Here is a 22,516-nt window from a genome sequence, read left to right on the forward strand (position 1 = left end):
GCGTCCGGCCCCCTCCACGTCATTGCGAGGAGCTCTTGCGACGAAGCAATCCAGGCTGCCGCCGCGGAAAGATCCTGGAAAGATCCTGGATTGCTTCGCTCCGCTCGCAATGACGGAGAGTGAGGTGGCAGATTCCCGCAACTCTCCCACCGGATGGCGCGACTGATTGGCCCTATCGCGTCATCTTGATCTGCCGCACCACGGGAATCATCGGCAATGAGCCGGTGTGCTCGGCTTCGTCCTTGGCGTGGGGGGCGGCTGGTGCGCGGGCGGTGGCGTCGGGGAAACGCTGCTTCATCTCGCGCAGGAAGCCGTCGAGCGTGTCGACGCTGGCGGCGAGCTTGGCGATCTCGGCGAATTCGGCGCTGGAGGCCGCGGCCGGCTTGCTGGCGATGTCGAAGGCGAGACGGTCGGCGCTTTCGCTCATCAGTGGCGCGTATTTCTCGCGGAAGCGCGACAGGCCGATCGAGTCGTCGGCGAGCGCATAGCCGACGGCGGCGCGGATGATGTCGCTCTTCTCCACCGCGTTGAGCGGCTTGAAATCGCGGAAGCGCTCGCCGTAATAGAGCTCGATCTGCTCGGCGGCCTCGCGCCAGCGCCGTGCCGCCCAGAAGATGTCGGAGCGCAGGCGAAGCACTTCGCGCCCGGAGACGTTGGAGACAATGTCGAGCGCGAGATCGTGACGACCGACGTCGCTCTGCGCGCGCGCTTCCAACAGCAGGCGCTGCTGCCTGAGCTCGCCGGAGAGATCGCTGATGCGGCTCGCGCGCAACGCTGTGATCGCCATGTCAGGCTTGCGGTTGGCGAGATAGATCATGGCAAGGCGCGCGGCGACCTGGGCACGCGCGGCGCCTTCGAGACGATGGTCGACCTGGTATTGCAAGAGCTCGGCGGCCTGGTCGAGCAGATCGATCGAAGCGAGACGGTCGGCGAGCCGGCGGATCAGCTCGTCGCCGCGACGGCCGATCGGCGTCAGCTCGCGGAATTCGTAGAACATGCCGAGCGCTTCGACCGGCGGCAGCTCGTCGCCCTTCGGCCCTAAGAAGATCTGCGTGAACAGCTCGGAGGCGAGATCCTGCGCCTGCCGGGAGGCTTCCGCGTTCGGCTGCAGCCGCGTCGCGGTGCGTGCCGCGGTGAGCGCGTCGCGGTAGCGCCCGCTCTCGGCATACATCCGCGACAGCATCTGGAGCGTCTTGACCTCGATCGAGTCGCCGCGCCAGGTCATGGACAGGGTCTCGAGCTCGCGCAGCGCGTCTTCCTTGCCGATCTCGTCGCGCTTCTGGCGCAGCGCGACCTCGAGCTGCTTGGCCTCCGCCGCCGCAGGCCGGTCGGCCGAGGCGACTGCGAACTTGTAATCGTCGAGCGCGTCCTTGTCGTGGCCGAGCGCCTCGGCGAGCCGGCCGCGCAGCACGGCGAAGCCGGGCGCCGCCTCGGGCGAGACGCCGACCACCTCGAGCTCGCTACGGCGCTTGGAGGCGCCGGCATAATCCTTCACCTCGAGGGACGCGCGCATCGCGTCCATCGTCACGATGCGCTGGATGTCGAGCGGCAGCGAGGCGATGGCGAATTCGACGTTCTTGAATTTCTCGCGCGCGTCCGCCCATTTGCCCTGACGCGCAAAGGCGAGTGCCTTCCAGAGCTGGGAATCGTGGCTGTTGCCGATCACGGGATTGGCGAGGTCCTTCAGGCCCTGCGCCGGCCGGCCGATCAGGATATTGGCGATCGCATGCATGATCAGCGCGCCGCTCTCCTCCTTGTTGAGAGGATCGGTCAGCATGACGTCAGTGACGGCCTTAGCCTCGTGATACATCGCGCGCGACATGTAGAACTGCGCGAGGTCGAGCCGCGGCAGCGAGCGCAGCGCCGGCTCGACGGCCGAGATCGCCGTTATCAGCTCGCTCTGGCGCGCGATGAAGTTTTCCGACTGGCCCTTGCGCCAGCCTTCGGGGCTGAAGACCGGGCGCACCGCGGTCGGCGCCCGCTCGGCCGAGATGTCGACCGGCGACAGCGTCAATCCGCCCTTCTTGCCGAGGATCACCTTGTCGGAGCCGACCTCGACGCCGACCTCGTCGGAGTTCGGCCGGATCGCGATGCCGTGCGCGGATTCCAGCAGCGAGAGATCGACGAGGTCCTGCCGCTTGATGAAGCCGCGCACCGGCCGCTGCGCGGTGACGACATAGAGCATGTCGCCGGCGTCGGGATCGGTGAGCTTGTGCAATTGGCCCGGATTGGCGAAGGGGATCGCGATGTTGGCGAGCGCGGGGTCGGTGATGTTGCGCGACATCATCAGCGGCAGCGGCGTCGACTGGATCTTGTCGGCCAGCGTCAGCAGCCAGTTGGTCTCCTTGCCGACCTCCTCGCTCGCCAGCGAGTAGACCAGCGGACGGGTGAGACGGATGCGCACCGCCTGCCCCTTGTCGAGCGGAATGCGGCCGACCTCGCCGATCATCGCGCCGCCCTTGGTGCGGATCGCCTCGACATCGATCGGCTTCGGTGTATCGAACACCAGCCAGACAGTGTCGCCGCGGCGGAACGCGGCCGCGGCCGTTGCGACCTGAATCGGGAACGTCACGCGCAAGCCGTCGCTGTCGCGGCGCGCATCGACGCCGGCGATCGTGGGCTGCTGCGCAGGTTTGACCGTTTCGTTGGCGGCTTCTTTGACCGGCTCCTTCGCGGTCTCTTCGGCAGGCGCGGGCTTAGGCGGCGCGGCCGCAGCTTCAGCAACGGAGGACGCCGGCTTCGCTGCTTCCTTCACGGCCTCCTTGGGCGCTTCCGGAGCGTGCGCCGCCTCAGCCGCGGGAGCCGGCGCCGGCTTCGGCGCTTCAGCGGCCGGCATCGCGGCGGGCGCTTCCGGCTTCGCCTCGGGCTTGACGTCGATCTTGGCTTCGCGCGCGATCGTCTCGGACGTCGGCGGCGCGATCTCGCGATGGGCGTCCTTCGGCTTCTCGGCCGCGGGCTTGTCGGGCGAAGGCTGAGATCCGTGACCGGCAGGCTTCATCTGCGCGATCGCCGCCTCGGGCGTCGCGGCGGTCTTGCCCCGGTCGGGCTGGAAGGACACGTCGACGACGTAGTTCTTTTCGTCGCGGAACGAATGCACGTCGGAATCGCCGATCAGGGCGATCTCGACATTGGTCTGGTCGATGTCGGCCTTCTGCTTGATCGAGGCGACGTTCGGCGGTGCCGCGACGACCGCGTCCGCCAGATCGAAATTGAGGTTGGCGTTGAAAGCCAGCGTGAGCTTCTGCTCGTTCAGCACGGAGGACACGCCGACACCGTCAGGCATCTCGAACACGAAGCGGACGAAGGTCGGCTGCACCGAGGCACGCACGCGGATCGGCGGACGCTTCCTGGTCTCGGCCGCGGCGCGCTGGGCGCGCAGAGCGCGCTCGGCGATGCGCGCACGCTCGGCAAGCTCCTTGACGACGTCCATGGGCAGGCTCGGCGGCGGCCCCTTCCAACCCTCGGGCAAGAGGTCGATGAAGGTGCGCTCGCCGGCGTTCATGGTGTTGACGGTGACGCGCCGCGCCAGCGACAGGCGGATGGCGTTGCCGTCAGGATCGCGGCGCGCGGAATTGATGTAGTCGGGCGCGCCTTCCGGCACGCGGTCGACGGGAACGTCGACGGGCCGGTCGAAGCGGATGATGAGGATGGAGCCCGCGGTCGCCACCTCGGAGGGAACGTCCTCGCCGAGCTTGATGACGAGACGGGCAAAGCCGCCGCCGGCCGAAAACGTCGCCTCGCCCCTGACGGGATCGGCCGCCCGGGCAGGCGCACCAAGGCCGATCAGCAGGCAGACCGCCAGCGCGCCCGCGTTTCGGACATGACGCGACAGGCCCGGCACGAAAGCGCAGGCTCGCGACACAAATCCAGCGGCAGCCTCTCGCGCCATTGGCGGCATTTCTTCCGTTTCGTCGGTCGACGCCGGTCCTGATGCCGGCCCCTGCCGTCGACTGTAGGTCTCGCCAATTAAGGACTTGTTAATGCTATATCTTGATTTGCTCTTGAGGCAGCACGCCGTGCCGCATCGAGCGTCGACGGATCCGCCGTATTTGAATTTGAGACGCCGATGGTTAAGGACTTGTTAACGCTTGCACAACGGTCCTGCCCGGGAATTGGCCAGTCCCATCACGGCATCCCATAGCGGACAAAGGCTTCGTCGATTCGAGCGTCGATCCTCTTAGCCGCCGACATATCGCTTTGGCCACCATCCGTGTCGCCGAGCTTGAAGCGGGCAAGCCCTCGGCCGTACAGCGCGCTAGCAAGCTTGGGGGCGAACCGCAGCGCTGAGTTGTAGTCATCTATAGCCGCGGAGAATTGCCCCATTTTCAGATTTATAAGAGCTCGCGAGTCGTATGCTGCCGCGTTGTTTGTTTCCGATCGAAGCACAATATCGCAGTCTCCCAGCGCAGCCTGCAAAGCGCCAAGGACGGCTCGGGTCCAACAGCGGCCGCTCCGCGCCGCCTCCAGCTTCGGATCAAGGCGAATTGCCTCGTCATAGTCCTGCGCGGCACGATCGTACGCGTTCGCCTTCAGGTAGGCTGCCGCGCGGTTGGCATAGGCAGCGCCATAATTCGGGTTGAGCTTGAGCGCCTCCTCAAAAGCGCTGATCGCTAGATCGTGCGCGCCCGTTCTCAGATAGGCCACGCCGAGGTTGTTGAAGGCTTTCGCATAGTTCGGGTCAAGCCTGGTCGCTTCGAGGAAATCCTTGATCGCGCGTTCGTAGTCGGCTTTAGCGCTATAGGCATTCCCCCTGTTGTTGTAGGCGACAACGAAGCCGTTCAGCGCTCCCTCGCCCGCTTCGATGAACGCCGTGCAGCCATCGATCCGAGCTTCGGGTGAGACGTCTGAGCCGTTACACAGTTCAATCGTCTTGAGGGAGCTGCCCTTCTGCTTCTGCGCCCAGCCCGACGAACTGGACAGCACAAGCATAAGAGTGAGCATCACGGCCTGGATGAAATTGCCTCTTGCGGTCATTTTCACACCACGTGTCGAGTCCGACAGTGAACGAAGCCCCACTGCTCATCTCTCCCCGGCCGGCGCTGCAAGCACCCGGCGGCTTCGAACCAAGCGAGTTTCTCAGCATCCTCGACAGATGTTGAGCCTTCGATTGCTGCTTCGATCGGGCTCCGGCGCCGCGGATGTCGGCGGCTTCTTCAGGAGCTTGCTCTGGCCCTCTTCGATCAAGGTCGAGAATCTGACCGACCCATCATCCGCAATCTCGATATGCGGCGTCGTGCCCCGGATCCCGAGCGTGGCGACGGGGGTATCGACCTTCATGTCGCCTGTCTTTGCGACGCTGCCTGCAACAAAGGTGAACGTTCCCCTGGCGAGATTGAATAGGCTCGCATTGGACTTGCCGGCCGGCTCATACACATAATGATCCAATGCCATGCGGGCGTTGCTCGATAGATTGAACGAGCTGCCGTCGGTGAAGTTGATGCCGACCCGGCCGTCGGCCCCGGTCTGCACCACATCACCAAGATATACGGGATCACCCGTATTGGCCCGGACGGGGTCACCCGAGACATTTGCCTGAACGATCACTGCGCCCGCATGTTCGATCGTGACCGAGCCGGTGGCCACCACCACCTTCCCAATCGGTTTCGATGACGAGGTGGCGACGGCGGGCTTGGCGGAATCGATTTGCGCTTGAGCTGCACCCGGCAAGAAACAGGCAAGCGCCACAACGAGGCCTGCGGCCAGCGCGGCTTTCGTAGGTCTGCACATGCCCTCCCCCTTTCTGAGAAGAACCGGCCGCTATCAGCGGCCCATTTTCTGACCCGCGCAGCGCAACTACAATAAATATAATTGTTGTTTATTTTTATTAATCGACTTAATTTATATCCGGCGCTTCGCAAACGCCACAAATTAAATACGTCCGGTTTGTCAATTTAATCACATTGGTGGGAGGGGGCACGGCGGGGAATGGCGGTGCCCATCGTTGTCCCCGCGCCATGCATCTCTCTCGATCAGACTTGATTATTTCGGCGGGCGAGCCTTCGGGCTGCCGGCGCCAAGAACTTTTTTGCCTTGGCGAGGACCCGAGCATGGCAGCACGCCGATTACACAAGGCGAGGTCGAGCCATGCTAGTTGCATCCGGCATCCAGGTTGATAACGGGGCCGTCATGGCCCTGCCCGTCGAACTCATCGGCCATATTCCGACAGTACTCGGTCGCTGTACGCTTACGGGAGCGAGCGGCATCGCTACACAGGCGGTGGCTGGTGCGCCTATCTACCGGGGCGACGTGCTGGAAACCGATGCCGACGGACAGATCACAATTCGCTTCATCGACGGTACTTTCTTCAATCTCGGCTGCGGCACTCGCGTTGAGCTGAGCGAGTTCGTCTTCGACGCCGAAGGCACGCCACTTGCAGCCCTGTTCGACGTGACCCGAGGAAGCTTCAGTTTCGCACCAGGCCGGCTGGCACAAGCCGGGGCGCTCCAGCTGAATACGCCCATTGCAGGCATTCGCGCCCGGGGGCACGCGGGCGGCTTCGGGATGCTGACGCTTGCAGCATTGACTTTCTCGGCCGCGCAAGACGCCGAGGCGGCGGATCCGGATATCACATTCCTGGATGACGATTCCATCACCTACAAGGACCTTGCGCACGGTGCATTCGAGCTCGTGACCAAGGAGCGGATCCCGCAGCACATCATCGTCGAAGATCCCGGCGAGACGATCGTCATCAAGAAGGTGGGATCAACCATCAGCGTCAACCAGGTCACGAACACGTCCGCTCGCATGGACGAGTTGCGCGCCGCTCAGCAGGACGTGCTCGCCAATCTCACCGACGGGCAAGGTCCACACGGATCGAGCACACCACCCTTTGTCAAATCCCTGTCGCTGCAGCCAATCAATTTCATTCCGTCCGATGCGCCCACGCCGCAGAACCTGCTGGCCCCAGTGTCACCATTCGTTATTCCCGTTTTCGACCCTGTGCCGCCGACGCTCAGCACCGGAGCGGGGCCAACCGAGCTCGATACGGTGGTGTTTGATACATTCACTCCGACGAGCGGAGTTTTCGCCGCCAGCAGCACCAGCAGCGGCGCCAAGCTGACCTTTGGTGTCATAGGGGCGGCCGCCGGCGAGACGATCCTCGGCGGAGTGACATACGATCTGTCGAAGCCAAGTCCGTACGGGACGCTCTACGTCAACAGTACGAGCGGCGCCTACACGTTCGTGCCTAACAGCGTCGCGATCAACGCACTGAAGGCGCCCTCGACCGACGATTTCGTCATCACGGTTTCCGACGGCCTCAACTCTGCGAGCAAGACGTTCACAATCATCATCAACGGTGTCAACGACGCTGCAATCATCTCTGGCGACACGACCGGTTCGACCATCGAGGCTGGCGGCATAGACAATGGAGCGCCCGGCACGCCGATTGCGACCGGCACCCTTTCTGATACCGACGTCGACGATCCGCCCAATACGTTCACGGCAGTGAGTTCGCCAACCACCAGCACCGGTGGCTACGGCACCTTCACGATGACAGCGTCCGGCGTGTGGACCTACACTTTGGACAACGCCAATCCCGCCGTGCAGCGGCTCAATGCCGGCGACACGCTCACCGACAACTTTACGGTGGCCACGATCGGAGGCACCGCCCAAGTGGTGACGATCACGATCCACGGAGCCAGTGACGCCGCGATCATCTCCGGCGCGACGACCGGCGCAGTGATCGAGGCTGGCGGCCTCGCCAATGCAAACCCCGGCACGCCCACCGCGACCGGCATCCTCACCGACACGGACGTCGACACGACCGCAAATGCTTTCACGGCAGTCGCCGCGCCAACGGTGAGCGCCGCCGGCTACGGCACCTTCACCATGACGGCAGCCGGCGTGTGGACCTATGAGCTCGACAATGTCAACGCTGCGGTGCAGGCGCTCAACACCGGCGAGACACTAACCGATACGTTCACAGTGACCACTCTGGACGGAACTGCCCAAGTCGTGACGGTCACCATCCATGGCACCAACGATGCTGCCATCGTTTCAGGCACCACGGCCGGCTCGGTGACTGAGGCGGGCGGCATCGCCAATGCGACACCCGGCAGCCCGAGCGCAACGGGCACGCTCTCTGCCGCCGACGTCGACAATGCGCCTAATACCTTCACCGCGGTGAGTTCGCCGAGGGCAAGCACGAATGGGTATGGCACTTTTACGTTAACCGCCGCCGGCGTGTGGACCTACACGCTCGACAACGCGAGCGGCGCGGTGCAGGCGCTCAATGTCGGCGGTACGCTCACCGACAGTTTCACTGTCACAACCCTCGACGGCACGCCGCAGGTGGTGACGATCACCATTCAGGGCAGCAACGACGCGGCCCTCATTTCTGGCACCACGACCGGCTCGGTGACCGAGGCAGGAACTTTCTCACCTGGCGCTCCCATCGCGACGGGCACGCTCACCGATACGGACGTCGACAACGTGCCGAACACGTTCACCGCAGTCTCTTCGACAGCAAGCGACGGTGGATACGGCACGTTCACGATGACCGCAGCCGGCGTATGGACTTACACCCTTGATAACAACAACAGCGTGGTTCAGGCGCTCGACGTCGGCGACACGTTGACCGACACGTTCACGGTAACTGCCATCGACGGTACGACGCAGACGGTGACCGTCGCCATTCATGGCGCCAGCGACGCAGACCCCAACGATTTTGATAACCTGGCCACCGGATCTGCAGTGATCTCCGATCCTCCGAACGTGTATGGAACGCCGGGGAACGAAACCATCGCCGGCGGCGGCGACACAGGTCAGATCATCTACGCGGGAGCGGGCAGCGATACCGTCAACGGCACGGGCAAAGCCGACGTTCTCTATGGCGGCTCAGGCGATGACACCATCAAGGGCAACGATGGGGATGACGTGATCTACGGCGGCTCGGGCAGCGATACAATCAACGGCAACAACGGCAATGACGTCATAACCGGTGGTTTTGGTGCGGATCAACTCACCGGCAGCAATGGCAACGACCGCTTCGCTTATTTGTTCGTGGCTGATTCCAACGCAAACCAGTACGACACCATCACCGACTTCGCCTCGGGGGCTGACAAGATCGACCTGACTGCTTTTGGCGCGCTTGGGTTTGTCATATTGGCCTTGAGCTCAAGCAGCACGGCCGTGCCGGCACATACGATCGCCTGGCTCTATGACAGCGCGGCGAATCAAACGATCGTGTACGTCAATCCGACGGATCAGACCCTGCATGTCGGCGATTCCGGTCTGCTCGAAATTCATTTGCAGGGGGTTGCAACCATCGACGCGTCGGACTTCATCACGGCGCCGGCAGCCGCACCGGTGATGGCGGTAGCCGGCGATCTGCTCGACCTCACCGCAACCGCGCAGGGTGACGCGACCGCCGTGACGACGACCACTTCCGAAGTCTCGTCCGATGTCGGCAGCGGCGACGGCACGCTTCTCGCTGCGGGGAGTTCGACAATTCAATCAACCGACCCGGCCTCCAGCCTCGATCCGAGCTGGGACCAGATCGCAGCGAGCGACTATTCCAGCTTCCCCAGTTCAGGCGACGTGCAAACGCTCGCGATCGAAACGCCCCACAGCGACGCGGCACCTCCCCCTGCCGCCGCGCTGGCCGTGCTCGTGCAGCACATGGTCACACACATGGAGACCAGCTTTGTCTTCAACAACCTGACCGGGTTCGACGCAGCCACAACGGCTGGCAAAAGCGGCACGATTGCCGCGAGCGGCCAGGTTCCAGACGTTCCGATCGCCATGCTGAATTTTGCCCATGACGCTGCCGAACACCACGCCGGGGGCAGGTTTGCGCCGGGGAGCGATGCTGATGACGGCACCTTGCCACCGGGAAGCGCCGCCAAGGCGGCTCATGCCCATGGTCATACCGGCGATGAAACGGCAGACAGGACGCTCAACCCAAGCCTCCTGAACCCAAGCCTCCTGAAGTCAGCGACCGGCGGCGCCAACCATTTGCCGTCAAGCGAGGCGGAGCAGCACAACCCGTCCCAGGGAGCGTCTGGATCCAAACCTGCCGATCCGCAGCAGCTCGGCGGCTCGTTCCAGTTTATAGATGACGCTTCGCCGGGCTCACTGCACAGCGCAGTGTTGGAACGTCTGTCGGACTTCGTCGGTCAGCACGAGCAGGCTGAGGGATTCCATGGGGCCGAGCTGGCGTTCATGCCTGAAACGTCGCCATCCGATGTTGACCCACCTCACGAGGCAGGAACAGTTCACGGCCATGTGTTGCACGATCTGATCGTATGACGCTCAAGTCGATTGCGTCTTCAGTGTTGCTTGTCGGCGCCTTCCGGCGCCGAGGAGTTCTGCTCGTCGAGGGAAGATCCATCATCGTTGCCGTCGTCAACTTCCGGCGGCGCTGCATGCTGATGGCTTAGGGCGGATGTCCACGCTGATGTCATCGCCGCTATGAGCAGCCGGTTGACGGCCTCAATGACGCGCTCCGCTGCGGACGAGTAGTTCATGACCTCCTCCTGCGCTGCCGATTGCGAACGGCCGAAGCGTAGGACCGCGGCTTGAGCGCAACTGTACGCCACTTCACACCTGCGCGCGTCAACTCATCGCAGTCTCAGAGGGTGCCGCCTGGTTCGACTGCATCCGCCGCGGGAGTTCGATCCGAGTTGCCGGGCGCGCACTCTCACAACCTTCGGGACGTTGCGGTTCGCGCGCGACTCTGAATCAGATGTGACCTCGGCGATGCGAATCGCATTGGTTAGCTTTTGGGGGTAATCAATGAACGGAGAAGCCGGTTGCATTGTGTGTAGCAGGGCAAGAGCGGTCGTAGCGATCGTTCCGATCGCCAGCGGATATGCCCTGAAAACATTTGAGTGCTCCTGTTGCCATAGCACCCTGCAGCTCGTGACTCGCGTCACAGAGGCGCCGCCGATCAAGCAGCAGGTAGATACTCTTCCTCGGGTGGAGAAGCAGTTGCGCCCGCCTGTTCGCAGGGTGCAACAGGTCTTCGCGAATTAGGCACGCAAGGCCTCTCGCTGGGCTCCAGTCGAACGTCGACGCCACAACGCGTCCGGTCGCGATAGCACTGTTCGCCTCGCGTCCTCAATTCGGCTTTTGCGTCGGCTTGCCGTCGATCTTGGGCAGGTCCGCGGCCGAAGCCGACTGGTCGCCGCCGCCATTGGCGCGGCGGGCCATCTCGACCGTCAGCTTCTCGGCGGCCTCCGACGACATCAGTCCGAGGATGTCCGACATCTTCCGCGGTGCGATGGCCGAGGCGATCTCGATCAGGACGCCCATCTCCAGCCGGTCGAACACCCGTGCGGCGTCCTTGGGCTTCATGCCCTCGTACATGGTCACGAGGCCCTTCATCCGCTGGGCTTCGGCGGCCTTCTGCTCGGCCTGCGTCGCGGAGATGCGGGTTTCCACCGCCTTCATTTCCTCGACCTTGCCTTCGATGCGCTTCTCGGCCGATTTGAGCAGGCTTTCGCGGATGTCGATCTCGCGCTGGCGGGCCTCGATCTCCTGGCGACGCGCCTGCAACCGCTCGAGGATCGCGCGCTCGGAGGCCGAGACCTGCGGCTGGGCTTCGTCGACCTTGACCACGGTGCCTTCCGGCTTGGTCTCGGGGGCGGCGGGCTTGGGCGCCTCCTTCGGCTCGCCGTGGGTCGAGCCGGTGATGATCTCCGGTTCCTCGCGGCCGGTCGGGAAATTCAGGTTCTCTTGCCCCCAGGATTTCTTGGTCTGGCTCGGCTTGTAGTCGAAGACATAGCCGCCATTGATCACGAGGCCCGCCACCTTCAGCGTGGCGAGGCCCGCGACGGCAACCAGGACGACCGGGATGACGCGGATGTTACGAAAGGATTTCATGCCCTGACTTCATGCGGCAAGACCGTTGGATCGTCGGCGTTCGGAGAAGGCTTCGGCCGCAGCTGCCACAGCCTTCGCGGTCGAGGGCTTGGCCGCGGGCGCGGCAACCGCTTCCGAGGTGGTGACGGGGCGCGCGGCGATCGCGATCTTGGACAGGCGCCGCACCACGTTGTCGGCTTCGCCGAGCTGCTTGTAGAGCTGGTCCGACATCTGTGTCGCCGCGGCGAGCTGGCTGCCGAGGTTCTCGTTGACGTCGCGCACGGCGAGCTTCAGCCCCCCGATCGCGCGCTCGGCGATCTCGGTCGCTGTGATCAGCTCGCCGATCACCGCCTTCAGCGAATGCTCGTCCGCCTTCAGCCGCGTCAGCCGCTTGTTGAGCATGACGCAGTAGACGATCGTCAGCATCAGCAGGATAGCCACCAGCGTCTCGATCGCCATTCCCAGGGAGTGGTTCATGGGGCCTCCATCATCTTGTTCTGCTCGTCCACCTTCTCGAACATCGCAAGTGTCGTACTTGGCTTGCGCAGGGGTTTCGTCACGCGGATCGCGACGCGGTCGCCGACCCGGCCCATCCGCCCTTCGGTCAGCGTGACGTCGCCGCAGCGCACGGTGACGTTGGCGTCGGCGCGCATGTCCAGCGGCAGCGTATCGCCGACCTTGAGCCGCATCAGCTGCTTGAGCGGGATGTCGGCCTCGTAGAGCACGGCATCGACGGCGATCTCGGCCTGCACGATCTCGGTGGCGAAATGGCCTTCCCAGACCGGGTCGCGGCCGAATTTTTCGCCCATGAACATCTGGAGCAGGACGCCCCGGATCGGCTCGATGGTCGCATAAGGCAGCAGGAGTTCGATATTGCCGCCGCGGTCTTCCATGTCGATGCGCAGGCGCACCAGGATCGCGGCATTGGCGGGACGGCTGATCGCGGCGAAACGCGGGTTGGTCTCGAGCCGGTCGATCGTGAAGGTCACCGGCGACAGCGGCCGGAACGCCTGCTCGGCGTCGGCCAGCACCACCTCGACCAGCCGCTTGACCAGCTCGGTCTCGATCGTGGTGTAGGGCCGGCCCTCGATGCGGAGCTGGCTGGTGCCGCGGCGGCCGCCGAGCAGCACGTCGATCATCGAATAGATCAGGTTGGAATCGACCGTCGCCATGCCGAAGTTTTCCCACTCTTCGGCCTTGAAGACGGTGAGGACGGCGGGCAGCGGGATCGAGTTCATGTAGTCGCCGAAACGCACCGAGGTGATGCGGTCGAGCGAGACTTCGACGTTGTCGGAGGTGAAATTGCGCAAGGACGTCGTCATCAGCCGCACCAGGCGGTCGAAGACGATCTCGAGCATCGGCAGACGCTCGTAGGAGACCATCGCCGAATCGATGATGGCGCGAATGCCGGAATGATCGTCGAGCGTGACGTCGCCGACGGTGAAACCGAGGAGATTGTCGATCTCCTCCTGCGACAGCACCCGCTCGCCGGAGTTCTTGCCGCTTCCGAGATCGCGGCTGCCGTCCTCGACCATGGCCGCCCATTGCAGGGCCATGGTCTCCGACAGCTCGTTTTCGGCGGCAGCCTTTGCGGCCTCCGCGGGATCCTCGGAATCGAGCGACGCCTCCCATTGAGCGGCAATCGCATCCTGGTCCATTTGCTCGTTGCCGGCCATGACGCTAGCCCGTTGCCTCCCGCAGCGCCATCACTGGACCACGACTTCCTTGAACAGCACCGCGCTGACCTGGACCGGGGCGACCGCTGCGTTGACGCGCTTGGTCAATTCCTCCTTGAGGCGGAAGATGCCGGCGGAGCCGTTGAGGTCGGAGGGGCGCAGCTCGCGCACATAGGTCTGGAAGATGTCGGTGACGCGCGGCATCGTCGGCTTGATCGCCTCGATCTGCTTCTCTTCCTTCAGCTCCAGCACGATCTTCAGCCGCAGATATTGCACGCGCTCGCCCGGCGCGCCGGCGAGGTTGACCATCATGTCGGGGACGTCGACGAAGGCCGGCGGCTTCGGCGGTGGGGCGACCTCGGCATGATGCTCCTCGTCACCGTGACGGAAGAAGAAGAACCAGGTCGCAGCGCCGCCGCCGAGGACGGCGAGCAGGCCGACGGCCATGATGATGAGCTTCAGCTTGTTCTTGGGCGGAGCGGCTTCCGCGCCCTCGGCGGCTGCGCCGCCTTCCGCTTCGTTCTCTGCCATGGTCGCCGCGCCCGGATCTCTCAAAGGGGTCGAAAGAGCGAAGCCTCAAGACAGTGACGCGATACAAATGCCCCGGCGCAACGCGCTCCTCTTCACGGCAAACGCTACGGTAATAATGGTTAACGGAATCTTTCGATCGGGCTTCCGCTAGGAAAAATCTGCCGGGCAGACATGGCTAACAGAACCTTTCTGCCGCCCTCCTGCGCCCCTCGAAATTCGGCAAGACATTGAAATCGCGAACTTTTCCAGGTTGGCACGGCTTTCGCTCAGAGAGGGCCGAGACCGAACGGTTTGGGAGAACCCGACGGCCTCGTTCACGGGGTCCGCCAAGGCGCTTGGGAGAGCGAAATGGCAGATCTCACTCAGGGGAGATTTCCGATGCAGAACGCGCTTCTGATCGGCTTGTCACGACAGATGACGTTGGAACGGCAGATGGATGTCATCGCCAACAACGTCGCCAATGCCAACACCAACGGCTTCAAGGCCGATCATTCGCTGTTCGAGGAGTTTCTCAACTCGAACGCGCGTGAGGACAATTTCGTCGGCGCCGACCGCCGTGTCTCCTATGTGCAGGACCGCGGCACCTTCCGCGACGTCGGCCCGGGGCCGATGGAGATGACCAAGAACCCGCTCGACATGGCGATCAGCGGCGACGCCTATTTCGCGGTGCAGGTCAATGGCGGCGAGCGCTACACCCGCGACGGCAAGTTCTCGCTCAACTCTACCGGCCAGCTCGTCAACTCCGACGGCAACCTCGTGCTCGGCACCGGCGGCCCGATCACCTTCCAGCCGACCGACCACGACATCAACATCGCCCCCGACGGCACCATCACGGTGCTCGAGGGCACCGCCAAGACCGATTCGATCCGCGGCAAGATCCGCATGGTGTCGTTCGACGATCCGGCCAAGCTGACCAAGCTCGGCGCCAATCTCTATGACACCGGCTCCGCGACCCAGCAGCCCGCCACCAAGTCCACCGTGGAGCAGGGTTACATCGAGAAGTCGAACGTGAATTCGGTCGGCGAGATGACCCGCATGGTCGAGGTCATGCGCAGCTACACCGCCATCGCCAACCTGCTCCAGCAGCAGAGCGACCTCCACAAATCGGCGATCGAGAAGCTCGCCGACGTTCCGGCCTGATTGAGGGAGAACTGAGATGCAGGCACTTCACACCGCAGCGACCGGAATGGCGGCACAGGAACTCAACGTTCAGGTGATCTCCAACAACATCGCCAACCTGCGCACCACCGGCTTCAAGAAGCAGACCGCGGCGTTCCAGGACCTGATCTACGAGCATGTGCGCCGCGTCGGCGCGCAGGCCTCGGACCAGGGCACCATCCTGCCCGTCGGCGTCGATATCGGCGGCGGCGTCAAGACCGTCGGCACGCCGCGCAGCATGACGCAGGGTACCCTGTCGCAGACCGGCAACGACCTCGACCTCGCGATCTCCGGCGAAGGCTTCTTCAAGATCCTGATGCCCGACGGCACCTACCAATACACCCGCGACGGCACCTTCCAGATGGACAATCAGGGCCGCGTCGTCACCGCCCAGGGCAATCCAGTGCAGCCGACGATCACGATCCCGAACAACGCCTCCGGCATCACGGTGAGCGAGCAGGGTCAGGTCTCGGTGACGCTGCCGGGCTCCTCGACCTCCTCGATCGTCGGCCAGATCGGCGTAACGCGCTTCATCAACAAGGCCGGCCTGCAGCCGGTCGGCAGCAACCAGTTCACCGAGACCCCCTCGTCCGGCCCGCCGCAGGACGGCACCGCGAACGGCGAGGGCTACGGCAAGATCACGCAAGGCAGCCTCGAGCAGGCCAATGTCGACGTCGTCTCGGAGATGAGCGACCTGATCGCCGCCCAGCGCGCCTACGAGATGAACGCCAAGGTGATCAGCGCCGCCGACCAGATGATGCAATCGACCACGGCGCTGTTCCGCTGAGGCAATGACGATGATCCGCACCGCCCTCGCCACGATCTCCGCCCTGCTCGCGTTGGCCTCGCCGGCCGCGGCCGCGGACGATTTCATCGCCTCGCCGACGCTGCGCGCGAGCGTCACCGTGACCTCGGACGTGGTGCGGGTCGGCGATCTCATCGACAACGCCGGATCGGCCGCGCTGGTCCCGGTCTACCGCTCGCCCGATCTCGGCACCACCGGCGCGCTGCCGGTCGCGCAGGTGCTGTCAGTGCTCCGCGCCAAGCAGGTGATCGGCGTGATGACCGGCGACATCAAGGAGGTCCAGGTCACCCGCCTCGCCCGCACGCTGGCGAGCAAGGATCTGGAAAACGCCGTCGCCTCGGCGCTCGAGCGCCGCTTCGGCCTCGGCGACGCCGCCAACATCGCCGTCACCTTCGACCGCGGAGTCACCGAGATGCGCCTCGATGCCTCCAACAGCGGTGCGATGCAGCCGGTGGCGACCCGCTACGATGCCCGCAGCGGCCGTTTCGACCTCGCTTTCGAGATCGCCAACGACAACAATCCGACCCCGACCAAGCTGCGCTTCTCCGGCACCGCGATCGAGATGGTGGAAGTGGCCGTGCTGACGCGCGACATCGACCGTGCCGATACGCTGAAGTCCTCCGACGTCGCGCTGGAACGCCGGCCGAAGGCCGAGGTCACCGGCGAGCCGGCCTCGCGCGAGCGCAGCGTCGGCATGCAGCTGCGCCGGGCGATGCGAGCAGGCACGCCGCTCCGTGCCGCCGACATCGTCAAGCCCGACTTCGTGGTGCGCGATCAGGCCGTGACCGTTATCTTCCAGGCGCCCGGCCTCTACCTCACCACGCGCGGCAAGGCGATCGAGAGCGGCGCCGAGGGCGACACCGTCAGCGTGCTCAATCTGCAATCCAAGCGCACCCTGACCGGGGTCGTCACCGGCCGCGGCCAGGTGACGATCCAGGGCGCGAGCCAGTCCGCACCGATGGTCCCCGCGGTCGAGCAGACCTCCTCGCTCAAGCGCGATAAAGCGCCGGCCCCCGTCGACACCGCAGCTCTCCTCCGGAACCTGGTGCAGGCCCCCGCGTCGCCGGCCCAGATCGCAGAAGCCCAGATCCCTCAAGCTCGCGTCTCGCAAGCTCAAGCCAAGTCAGAGTAAGTCATGTCCACGTTCAGTTCGGCTTTCCGCCTTCGTCGCATCGCGATCTCTGCCCTGCTGCTGACCTCCTGCGCGCTGGGCGGCTGCTCCTCGATCGACCGCCTGTCGCAGATCGGCGAGCAGCCGAAGCTGTCGGCAATCGACAATCCGACGACGCAGCCCGGCTACAAGCCGGTGCAGATGCCGATGCCGAAGCCGGAAGTTGCCTCCTACAATCCGAACTCGCTGTGGCGCAACGGCAGCCGTGCCTTCTTCAAGGACCAGCGCGCCCGCCAGGTCGGCGACCTCCTGACCGTGACCGTCAACATCACGGACAAGGCCAACATCGAGAACGACACCTCGCGCAGCCGCACCAACAAGGAAGATTCGGGAATCACCGACTTCATCGGCGCCAAGACCATCACCCAGGCCAACAAGATCCTGCCCGGCCGCATCCTGACCGCCGACTCGACCTCTTCAAGCGAGGGCAAGGGCAGCGTCGACCGCAAGGAAGCTTTGCAAACCAACGTCGCCGCCGTAGTCACCCAAGTGTTGCCGAACGGCAACCTGGTCGTCGAAGGCAAGCAGGAGATCCGCGTCAACTACGAGATCCGCGAGTTGATCGTAGCCGGCATCGTGCGCCCTGAGGACATCCAGAGCGACAACACCATCGACTCCACCAAAATCGCCCAGGCCCGCATCGCCTATGGCGGCCGCGGCCAGATCATGGACGTGCAGCAACCGCGCTACGGCCAGCAGGTCATGGACGTGCTGCTGCCCTTCTAAGCCTCTTCAAGAGCTCCCACATCGTGTTCGCGAACCTAGGCGCGAACGACGATGTACGACGCGGCCTCCGGTAGCTCCCCTGCCGGAGGCCGCATGTATTTTTCGGATTTTAGAAATTCTTGTTGACAGGCTCGGGCCACCTCATTATGTTCCCGTTTTGTTCTATCTCACAAGAGGGCGTATCGCGATCGTCACGAACGCGGGATGGGATGCGGTGGCCGCGACGGCGTCGGCGTGCATGGCAGGTTGCAGGGCGGGGAAACCCGTGAGCAGCGACAGGCGCGATACGACACGGCGCTGACAGCGTCTTCGAATGGTCTCGACGGTGAGCGCACGCCAGCCGTGGAGAACCCAGCGAGGACGTGCGCGGACGGAGAAGTCGTGTGGTCCCGACGCCCGGGGTCTGTGCGTCAAGTCTTGCGGTGATGTGGCGGCCAACCGGTGCGCGCATCAGCATTCCCGCAAGGCGACGGGGGCAATAGTGCATCGCTCCCCGAGGAGAGCACGAAGGACACCGTGAAAACCATCGCGCAGGGAAGGCCGGGCGACCGGCATCACCTGTCGTCCATCCCGTGCGCGCTTCTTGAGCACACGCGGGACTTCGGGTGCCAGCCGGTACCCGGCCTTCCCTGCGCCTTCTTGATCTTCAGGAGGGCAAGAGAACACAGCAAAGCTCGGGCGAAACAGCCGCGAGAATGCAAAGGTGTGTCCGCGAATGGGGGTCTCAAGGAAGAAGTGACACCGCCTCCTCACACTGCATCATTGCGAGGAGCTCCTGCGACGAAGCAATCCAGGCTGCCGCCGCGGAGAGATTCTGGATTGCTTCGCTACGCTCGCAATGACCGCGGACGGATCCTTGCGCCCTTCACGTAAACTCCGCCTCCACCGCCCCCAGGCCCTCCAGCTCCATCCGCACCTTGTCGCCGGCCTTCAGCCACAGCGTCTTGACCAGGCTGCCGGTGAGCACGAGTTGCCCCGCGTGCAGCCCCTTGCCTTCGGCGGCGAGATGATTGGCGAGCCAGGCGAGCGCGTTGTGGGGGTGGCCGAGCACGTCGGCGCCGGTGCCGTGGCTGACCTCCTCGCCGTTGAGGATGGCCCGGCCCTTGACCGCCTTAAGGTCCGGCACCGACGAACGCGGAACCGACGGGCCCAGCACGCAGCCAGCGGCGAAGAAATCGTCGGCGATCAGCGTCGGGGCACCCATCGTCTCCCACTTCACGTAGCGGCCGTCGACGATCTCGATGGCGGGATGATAGGCTTCGACCGCCTCGCCGACCCATTCGGCCGTGAACGGCGCCTCGCCGGCGGCAAGGTCCCGCTTCAGGCGCACCGCGATCTCGCATTCGACGCCGACCCGGACATAGTTGGAGGCGGCGAGCTTGGCGCCACTGTCATGCACGCCCTTCTGGAACACGCCGCCGCCGCAGGGGTGCGGGATGCCGATATAGTCCTGCATCACCTGGCTGGTGCAGCCGATCTTGTAACCGACCAGCGGCCCGGCATGCGCCAGCAGCAGATCGTGCAGCGCGCGCTGGACCTGATAGCCCTCGGCCTCATCCATGGGCGGACGTTCCAGCGCCGCGAGCGGCGCATGGTTGCGGCGCGCCAGCGCGATCGCCTTAGCGGCTTCGAGAATCTTATCCATCGGCGCCGCCTCCCACGCTACGCATTCAAGGGCAGCACTTCAGCATTCCCGCCGGGACGTGACAAGCGCGAGGGACGGGCAGATTACGGCCCCTCGCCCGCGCTTAAGGAAATGTTGAGCTGGTCCAGGCTTTATGGAGATGCGCCTTGTGGCCTCACAAGCAGCGCGCGAGGCATGATTACAGCAATGCTTAATGCGGCTGTATCGGCGTCTCAACAGTCGAGTCGATCCTGTTGATGCGACTCGCAAAATCTCCCGCACCTGAAGTGAAGGCTGTTTCTCATCCGAACTCACGTGAGCTCGGAGGAATCGAGTCTAGGTCCTTGATCGCGATTCACTTTTCGCGATCGCGCCCAACGCCGATGATGCGCAGCTGCAAGCGCAAGGCAAAACCAAGCGCGGTGCGAAACAGCGCACCTTGCGCTACAAAACAAAAGAGCCGCATCTCTGCGGCTCCGTCTCTATTCGTCGCGATAGACCTTCTCGCGTTTCTCGTGGCGCTCCTGCGCTTCCACCGAGAGCGTCGCGATGGGCCGGGCCTCGAGCCGCTTCAACGAGATCGGCTCGCCGGTATCCTCGCAATAGCCATAGGTGTTGTCCTCGATACGCTGGAGCGCGGCGTCGATCTTGGCGATCAACTTGCGCTGGCGGTCGCGGGCGCGGAGTTCGATGGCGCGGTCGGTTTCGGACGATGCCCGATCGGCAAGATCGGGGTGGTTCACATTCTCCTCCTGCAGGGCTTGCAGGGTGAGCTTGGACTCTTTGAGGATCTCATCCTTCCAGGCAAGGAGCTTCAAACGGAAGTACTCCTTCTGCCGGTCGTTCATGAAAGGCTCTTTTTCGGTCGGTCGGTAGTTTTTCAACTTTTCCAAGGGCGGCCTATCTGTCTAAGCAACGACTCGCAACGGAAACAGGGTCCGTTGAACCGGGCCTTATATAGTGGCCTCCTGTGACAGACAATATTTCCCTGAGAGTCTGGCCGGCACCCCCAAGCCCTTGCACAGGAAGGTTTATCCTGGAGGGCTCGGGGGCGGCCGAAGGCCTAGTAGCCGACCGTGAAGCGCTGCCGCAGATGGGCCGGGCGCTCGATCTCATCGGCGAGCGCAATGGCATAGTCAGCGAAAGTGATCCAGCTCTTGCCGTTCGCATCTGCGAGAAGCTGATCGGTCCCGAGCCGGAACTTGCCCGTGCGTTCCCCCTCGACGAACAGCGCGGACGGCGAAATGAAGGTCCAGTTCAGCTCCTTGTCCTGCCGCAACAGGTCGAGGAAGGCCGAGCCTGCCTCGGCTTCCGCCTTGTACTGGGCTGGAAAATTGGGAGTCGTGACCAGCTTCACCCCCGGCGCGACCTCAAGGCTGCCGGCACCGCCGACCACGAGGTAACGACCAACCTTGGCGTCCTTCGCCGCCCCGATCAGCTTGCGCGCGTCGCTGGCCAGAAAGTGCACGGAACTCACGGCGACGTCCTGGCCGGCCCACAGCTTGGCAAGGCCAGCTTGGTCGAGCACGTCTCCCTTGGTCGGCGTGACATTGGGCAGGACCGCGATCTTATCGGGGTTCCGGGCGATGGCTGTGACCGCGTGGCCGCGGCGCGACAGTTCCTTGGTGATTTCCGACCCGGCCCGGCCCGAGGCGCCGGCGACTGCGATTTTCATGGAAGGCTCCTTTGCTCCTTTGGTAACTAGCGGAAACTAGATATCGCAAAGAATGCTAGTGTTAAGAGAGCACTTTGTGCTTACCTGATTACGCGAGGGTAACCTCCACACGTACGACGAGCGACGAACATGGATTTGCGAGGACCGACGATGAAACCCGACGTCTATGCAGCGAACTGCCCCACCCGACAAATCCTCGACCGCGTCGGCGACAAATGGGCGGTGCTGATCCTCCTGCTGCTGCGCGAGGAGCCGATGCGCTTCAATCAATTGCGCCGCACGATCGAAGGCATCTCGCAGAAGATGCTGAGCCAGGTTCTCAAATCGCTCGAACGCGACGGCCTGCTCAAGCGCCATGCCATCGCGACCGTCCCTGTGACGGTGGAGTATTCGATCACGCAGCTCGGGCTGACGCTCGCCGGTGCGGTCGATCCGCTGCGCGATTGGGCCGAGCAGAATCTGAAAGACGTTCTCGCCGCCCAGCGCCGCTACGACGCGCAGCAGAAGGAGGAAGCGGCGTAGGCGCTCTCGCAGGAGCGCACTGCACCTGCAACCTCCGCTGGTCATGCCCCGGCTTGACCGGGGCATCCAGTACGCCGCGGCTCCTCGATTCGAAAACGTCTGTCTCTGGAATACTGGGTCGCCCGGTCAAGCCGGACGACGACAGCTTGCCCGTCTTACGCCTGCCCGGCCTTCGCGAGTTCGACCTCGACGCGCAGCTCGATCTCGGCCAGCACCGCATCGAGACCGGCATCGCCCGAGGAGGATTTCAGGTTCGCTGCGGCATCCCGCAGCCGCATCACGGTCGCGGCGTCGAGATTGCCGGACAACAGGCCCATCTTGAGATCGTCGAGCACGTCGAGCGCAGTCCTGCCGCGAGCGACCGAGCGCTTGCGACGCTCGACCGGATCCTCCTCGACACCTTGCAGGGCAAGCAGCCCATCGATGTTGGCGGCGGCCTTCGGTGCGGCAGCGCTCCGCGTCTCCTGCGCCGACGAGGAGCCGGGCAGCACGAAGGTGCCGGAGCCGGTCCGCCTGGCCTGACTGGCCGGCGTTCCAAGCGTGGTGCCATTCGGTCCGTAGATGCGCATCGGAGGGAATCCGGGTGATCGATGCCGTCACCTTCGCCGTCTTATGGTTAACGGCGCGTAAACAGCCCGGCAAAATCTGCCGAGAGGCGGCAGTTTCGCTCCTCAGGGCGAACGCCGGCTGACACCGGTCGAAACCGATTTATTCAACCTATTCAGCCACCTAATCCTGCTGCCCCGGGTTGGCACAGCCCTCGCAACGACAGCGCCGGACCAGCTCGTCATGGGAGTGTCGTGCAGGTCTTTCCGATTTGAGG

Annotated in this window: 18 protein-coding genes; 6 read left to right on the top strand and 12 right to left on the bottom strand. The window is 64.0% G+C overall.

The genetic code is table 11. The annotated features are described in order from the left end of the window. Positions 1-172: 172 nt before the first annotated feature. From UNPA324_RS17630 to UNPA324_RS17640, 3 genes are all read right to left on the bottom strand, one after another. Complete coding sequence (locus UNPA324_RS17630) at positions 173-3,889, bottom strand: tetratricopeptide repeat protein (protein WP_181769425.1); 3,717 nt, start codon at positions 3,887-3,889, stop codon at positions 173-175. A gap of 236 nt (positions 3,890-4,125) precedes the next feature. After that, entirely contained in the window at positions 4,126-4,974 is an 849-nt protein-coding gene (locus tag UNPA324_RS17635) for a tetratricopeptide repeat protein (RefSeq protein WP_246667182.1), read from the bottom strand. Positions 4,975-5,076: 102 nt separating this feature from the next. Further along, on the bottom strand, positions 5,077-5,685 hold the full coding sequence (locus UNPA324_RS17640) for a FecR family protein (RefSeq protein ID WP_349630214.1): 609 nt from the start codon (positions 5,683-5,685) through the stop codon (positions 5,077-5,079). 441 nt (positions 5,686-6,126) lie between these two features. Between UNPA324_RS17640 and UNPA324_RS17645 the strand changes: the two genes are divergently transcribed. Then, positions 6,127-10,251 (top strand): VCBS domain-containing protein, encoded by a 4,125-nt coding sequence (locus tag UNPA324_RS17645; protein WP_246667183.1) that lies wholly within the window; start codon positions 6,127-6,129, stop codon positions 10,249-10,251. 20 nt (positions 10,252-10,271) lie between these two features. Here the strand turns inward: UNPA324_RS17645 and UNPA324_RS17650 are convergent, their stop codons facing one another. The 5 genes from UNPA324_RS17650 to fliL all read right to left on the bottom strand — a co-directional run bounded on the left by UNPA324_RS17650 (position 10,272) and on the right by fliL (position 14,012). Then, positions 10,272-10,469 carry a hypothetical protein gene (locus tag UNPA324_RS17650; RefSeq protein ID WP_128917947.1) on the bottom strand — a complete coding sequence of 66 codons (198 nt, stop codon included), beginning with the start codon at positions 10,467-10,469 and terminating at the stop codon, positions 10,272-10,274. Between the two features lie 592 nt (positions 10,470-11,061). Then, the gene (locus UNPA324_RS17660) at positions 11,062-11,826 is read right to left on the bottom strand and encodes a MotE family protein (protein ID WP_141935206.1); all 765 of its coding nucleotides are present in this window, start codon (positions 11,824-11,826) and stop codon (positions 11,062-11,064) included. 9 nt (positions 11,827-11,835) lie between these two features. Continuing rightward, entirely contained in the window at positions 11,836-12,282 is a 447-nt protein-coding gene (locus tag UNPA324_RS17665; RefSeq protein ID WP_141935207.1) for a DUF6468 domain-containing protein, read from the bottom strand. Continuing rightward, positions 12,279-13,481 (bottom strand): flagellar motor switch protein FliM, encoded by a 1,203-nt coding sequence (fliM, locus tag UNPA324_RS17670; protein WP_018321852.1) that lies wholly within the window; start codon positions 13,479-13,481, stop codon positions 12,279-12,281. The genes UNPA324_RS17665 and fliM overlap by 4 nt, the downstream gene beginning before the upstream one ends. Positions 13,482-13,511: 30 nt before the next feature. Beyond that, positions 13,512-14,012, bottom strand: coding sequence for a flagellar basal body-associated protein FliL (fliL, locus tag UNPA324_RS17675; RefSeq protein ID WP_141935208.1), 501 nt, complete (start codon positions 14,010-14,012; stop codon positions 13,512-13,514). Between the two features lie 378 nt (positions 14,013-14,390). Here fliL and flgF point away from each other — a divergent pair, with 378 nt between their 5' ends. From flgF to flgH, 4 genes are read left to right on the top strand one after another with little or no spacing between them, the layout of a single operon-like run. Beyond that, positions 14,391-15,152: a flagellar basal-body rod protein FlgF gene (gene flgF / locus UNPA324_RS17680; RefSeq protein WP_128917952.1), complete on the top strand. Its 762-nt coding sequence runs from the start codon at positions 14,391-14,393 to the stop codon at positions 15,150-15,152. Between the two features lie 16 nt (positions 15,153-15,168). Next, positions 15,169-15,957 (top strand): flagellar basal-body rod protein FlgG, encoded by a 789-nt coding sequence (gene flgG / locus UNPA324_RS17685; RefSeq protein WP_128917943.1) that lies wholly within the window; start codon positions 15,169-15,171, stop codon positions 15,955-15,957. Between the two features lie 10 nt (positions 15,958-15,967). After that, positions 15,968-17,107 (top strand): flagellar basal body P-ring formation chaperone FlgA, encoded by a 1,140-nt coding sequence (gene flgA / locus UNPA324_RS17690; RefSeq protein WP_181769426.1) that lies wholly within the window; start codon positions 15,968-15,970, stop codon positions 17,105-17,107. 3 nt (positions 17,108-17,110) lie between these two features. Then, complete coding sequence (flgH, locus tag UNPA324_RS17695) at positions 17,111-17,872, top strand: flagellar basal body L-ring protein FlgH (protein WP_128917941.1); 762 nt, start codon at positions 17,111-17,113, stop codon at positions 17,870-17,872. Positions 17,873-18,737: 865 nt separating this feature from the next. Here the strand turns inward: flgH and UNPA324_RS17705 are convergent. From UNPA324_RS17705 to UNPA324_RS17715, 3 genes are all read right to left on the bottom strand, one after another. Then, complete coding sequence (locus tag UNPA324_RS17705; protein WP_141935210.1) at positions 18,738-19,517, bottom strand: 2-keto-4-pentenoate hydratase; 780 nt, start codon at positions 19,515-19,517, stop codon at positions 18,738-18,740. A 461-nt stretch (positions 19,518-19,978) separates the two neighbouring features. Beyond that, complete coding sequence (gene dksA, locus UNPA324_RS17710) at positions 19,979-20,344, bottom strand: RNA polymerase-binding protein DksA (RefSeq protein WP_008554760.1); 366 nt, start codon at positions 20,342-20,344, stop codon at positions 19,979-19,981. 215 nt (positions 20,345-20,559) lie between these two features. Then, positions 20,560-21,171 (bottom strand): NAD(P)-dependent oxidoreductase, encoded by a 612-nt coding sequence (locus UNPA324_RS17715; RefSeq protein WP_141935211.1) that lies wholly within the window; start codon positions 21,169-21,171, stop codon positions 20,560-20,562. A gap of 150 nt (positions 21,172-21,321) precedes the next feature. On the opposite strand from UNPA324_RS17715, the gene UNPA324_RS17720 reads away from it, so the two are divergent. Further along, positions 21,322-21,693: a winged helix-turn-helix transcriptional regulator gene (locus UNPA324_RS17720; RefSeq protein WP_128917938.1), complete on the top strand. Its 372-nt coding sequence runs from the start codon at positions 21,322-21,324 to the stop codon at positions 21,691-21,693. A gap of 155 nt (positions 21,694-21,848) precedes the next feature. On the opposite strand, the gene UNPA324_RS17725 is transcribed toward UNPA324_RS17720, so the two are convergent. Continuing rightward, complete coding sequence (locus UNPA324_RS17725) at positions 21,849-22,262, bottom strand: flagellar assembly protein FliX (RefSeq protein ID WP_141935212.1); 414 nt, start codon at positions 22,260-22,262, stop codon at positions 21,849-21,851. Between the last annotated feature and the right edge of the window lie 254 nt (positions 22,263-22,516).

The sequence above is a fragment of the Bradyrhizobium sp. UNPA324 genome (assembly GCF_006658635.1).
GTDB lineage: Bacteria > Pseudomonadota > Alphaproteobacteria > Rhizobiales > Xanthobacteraceae > Bradyrhizobium > Bradyrhizobium nanningense.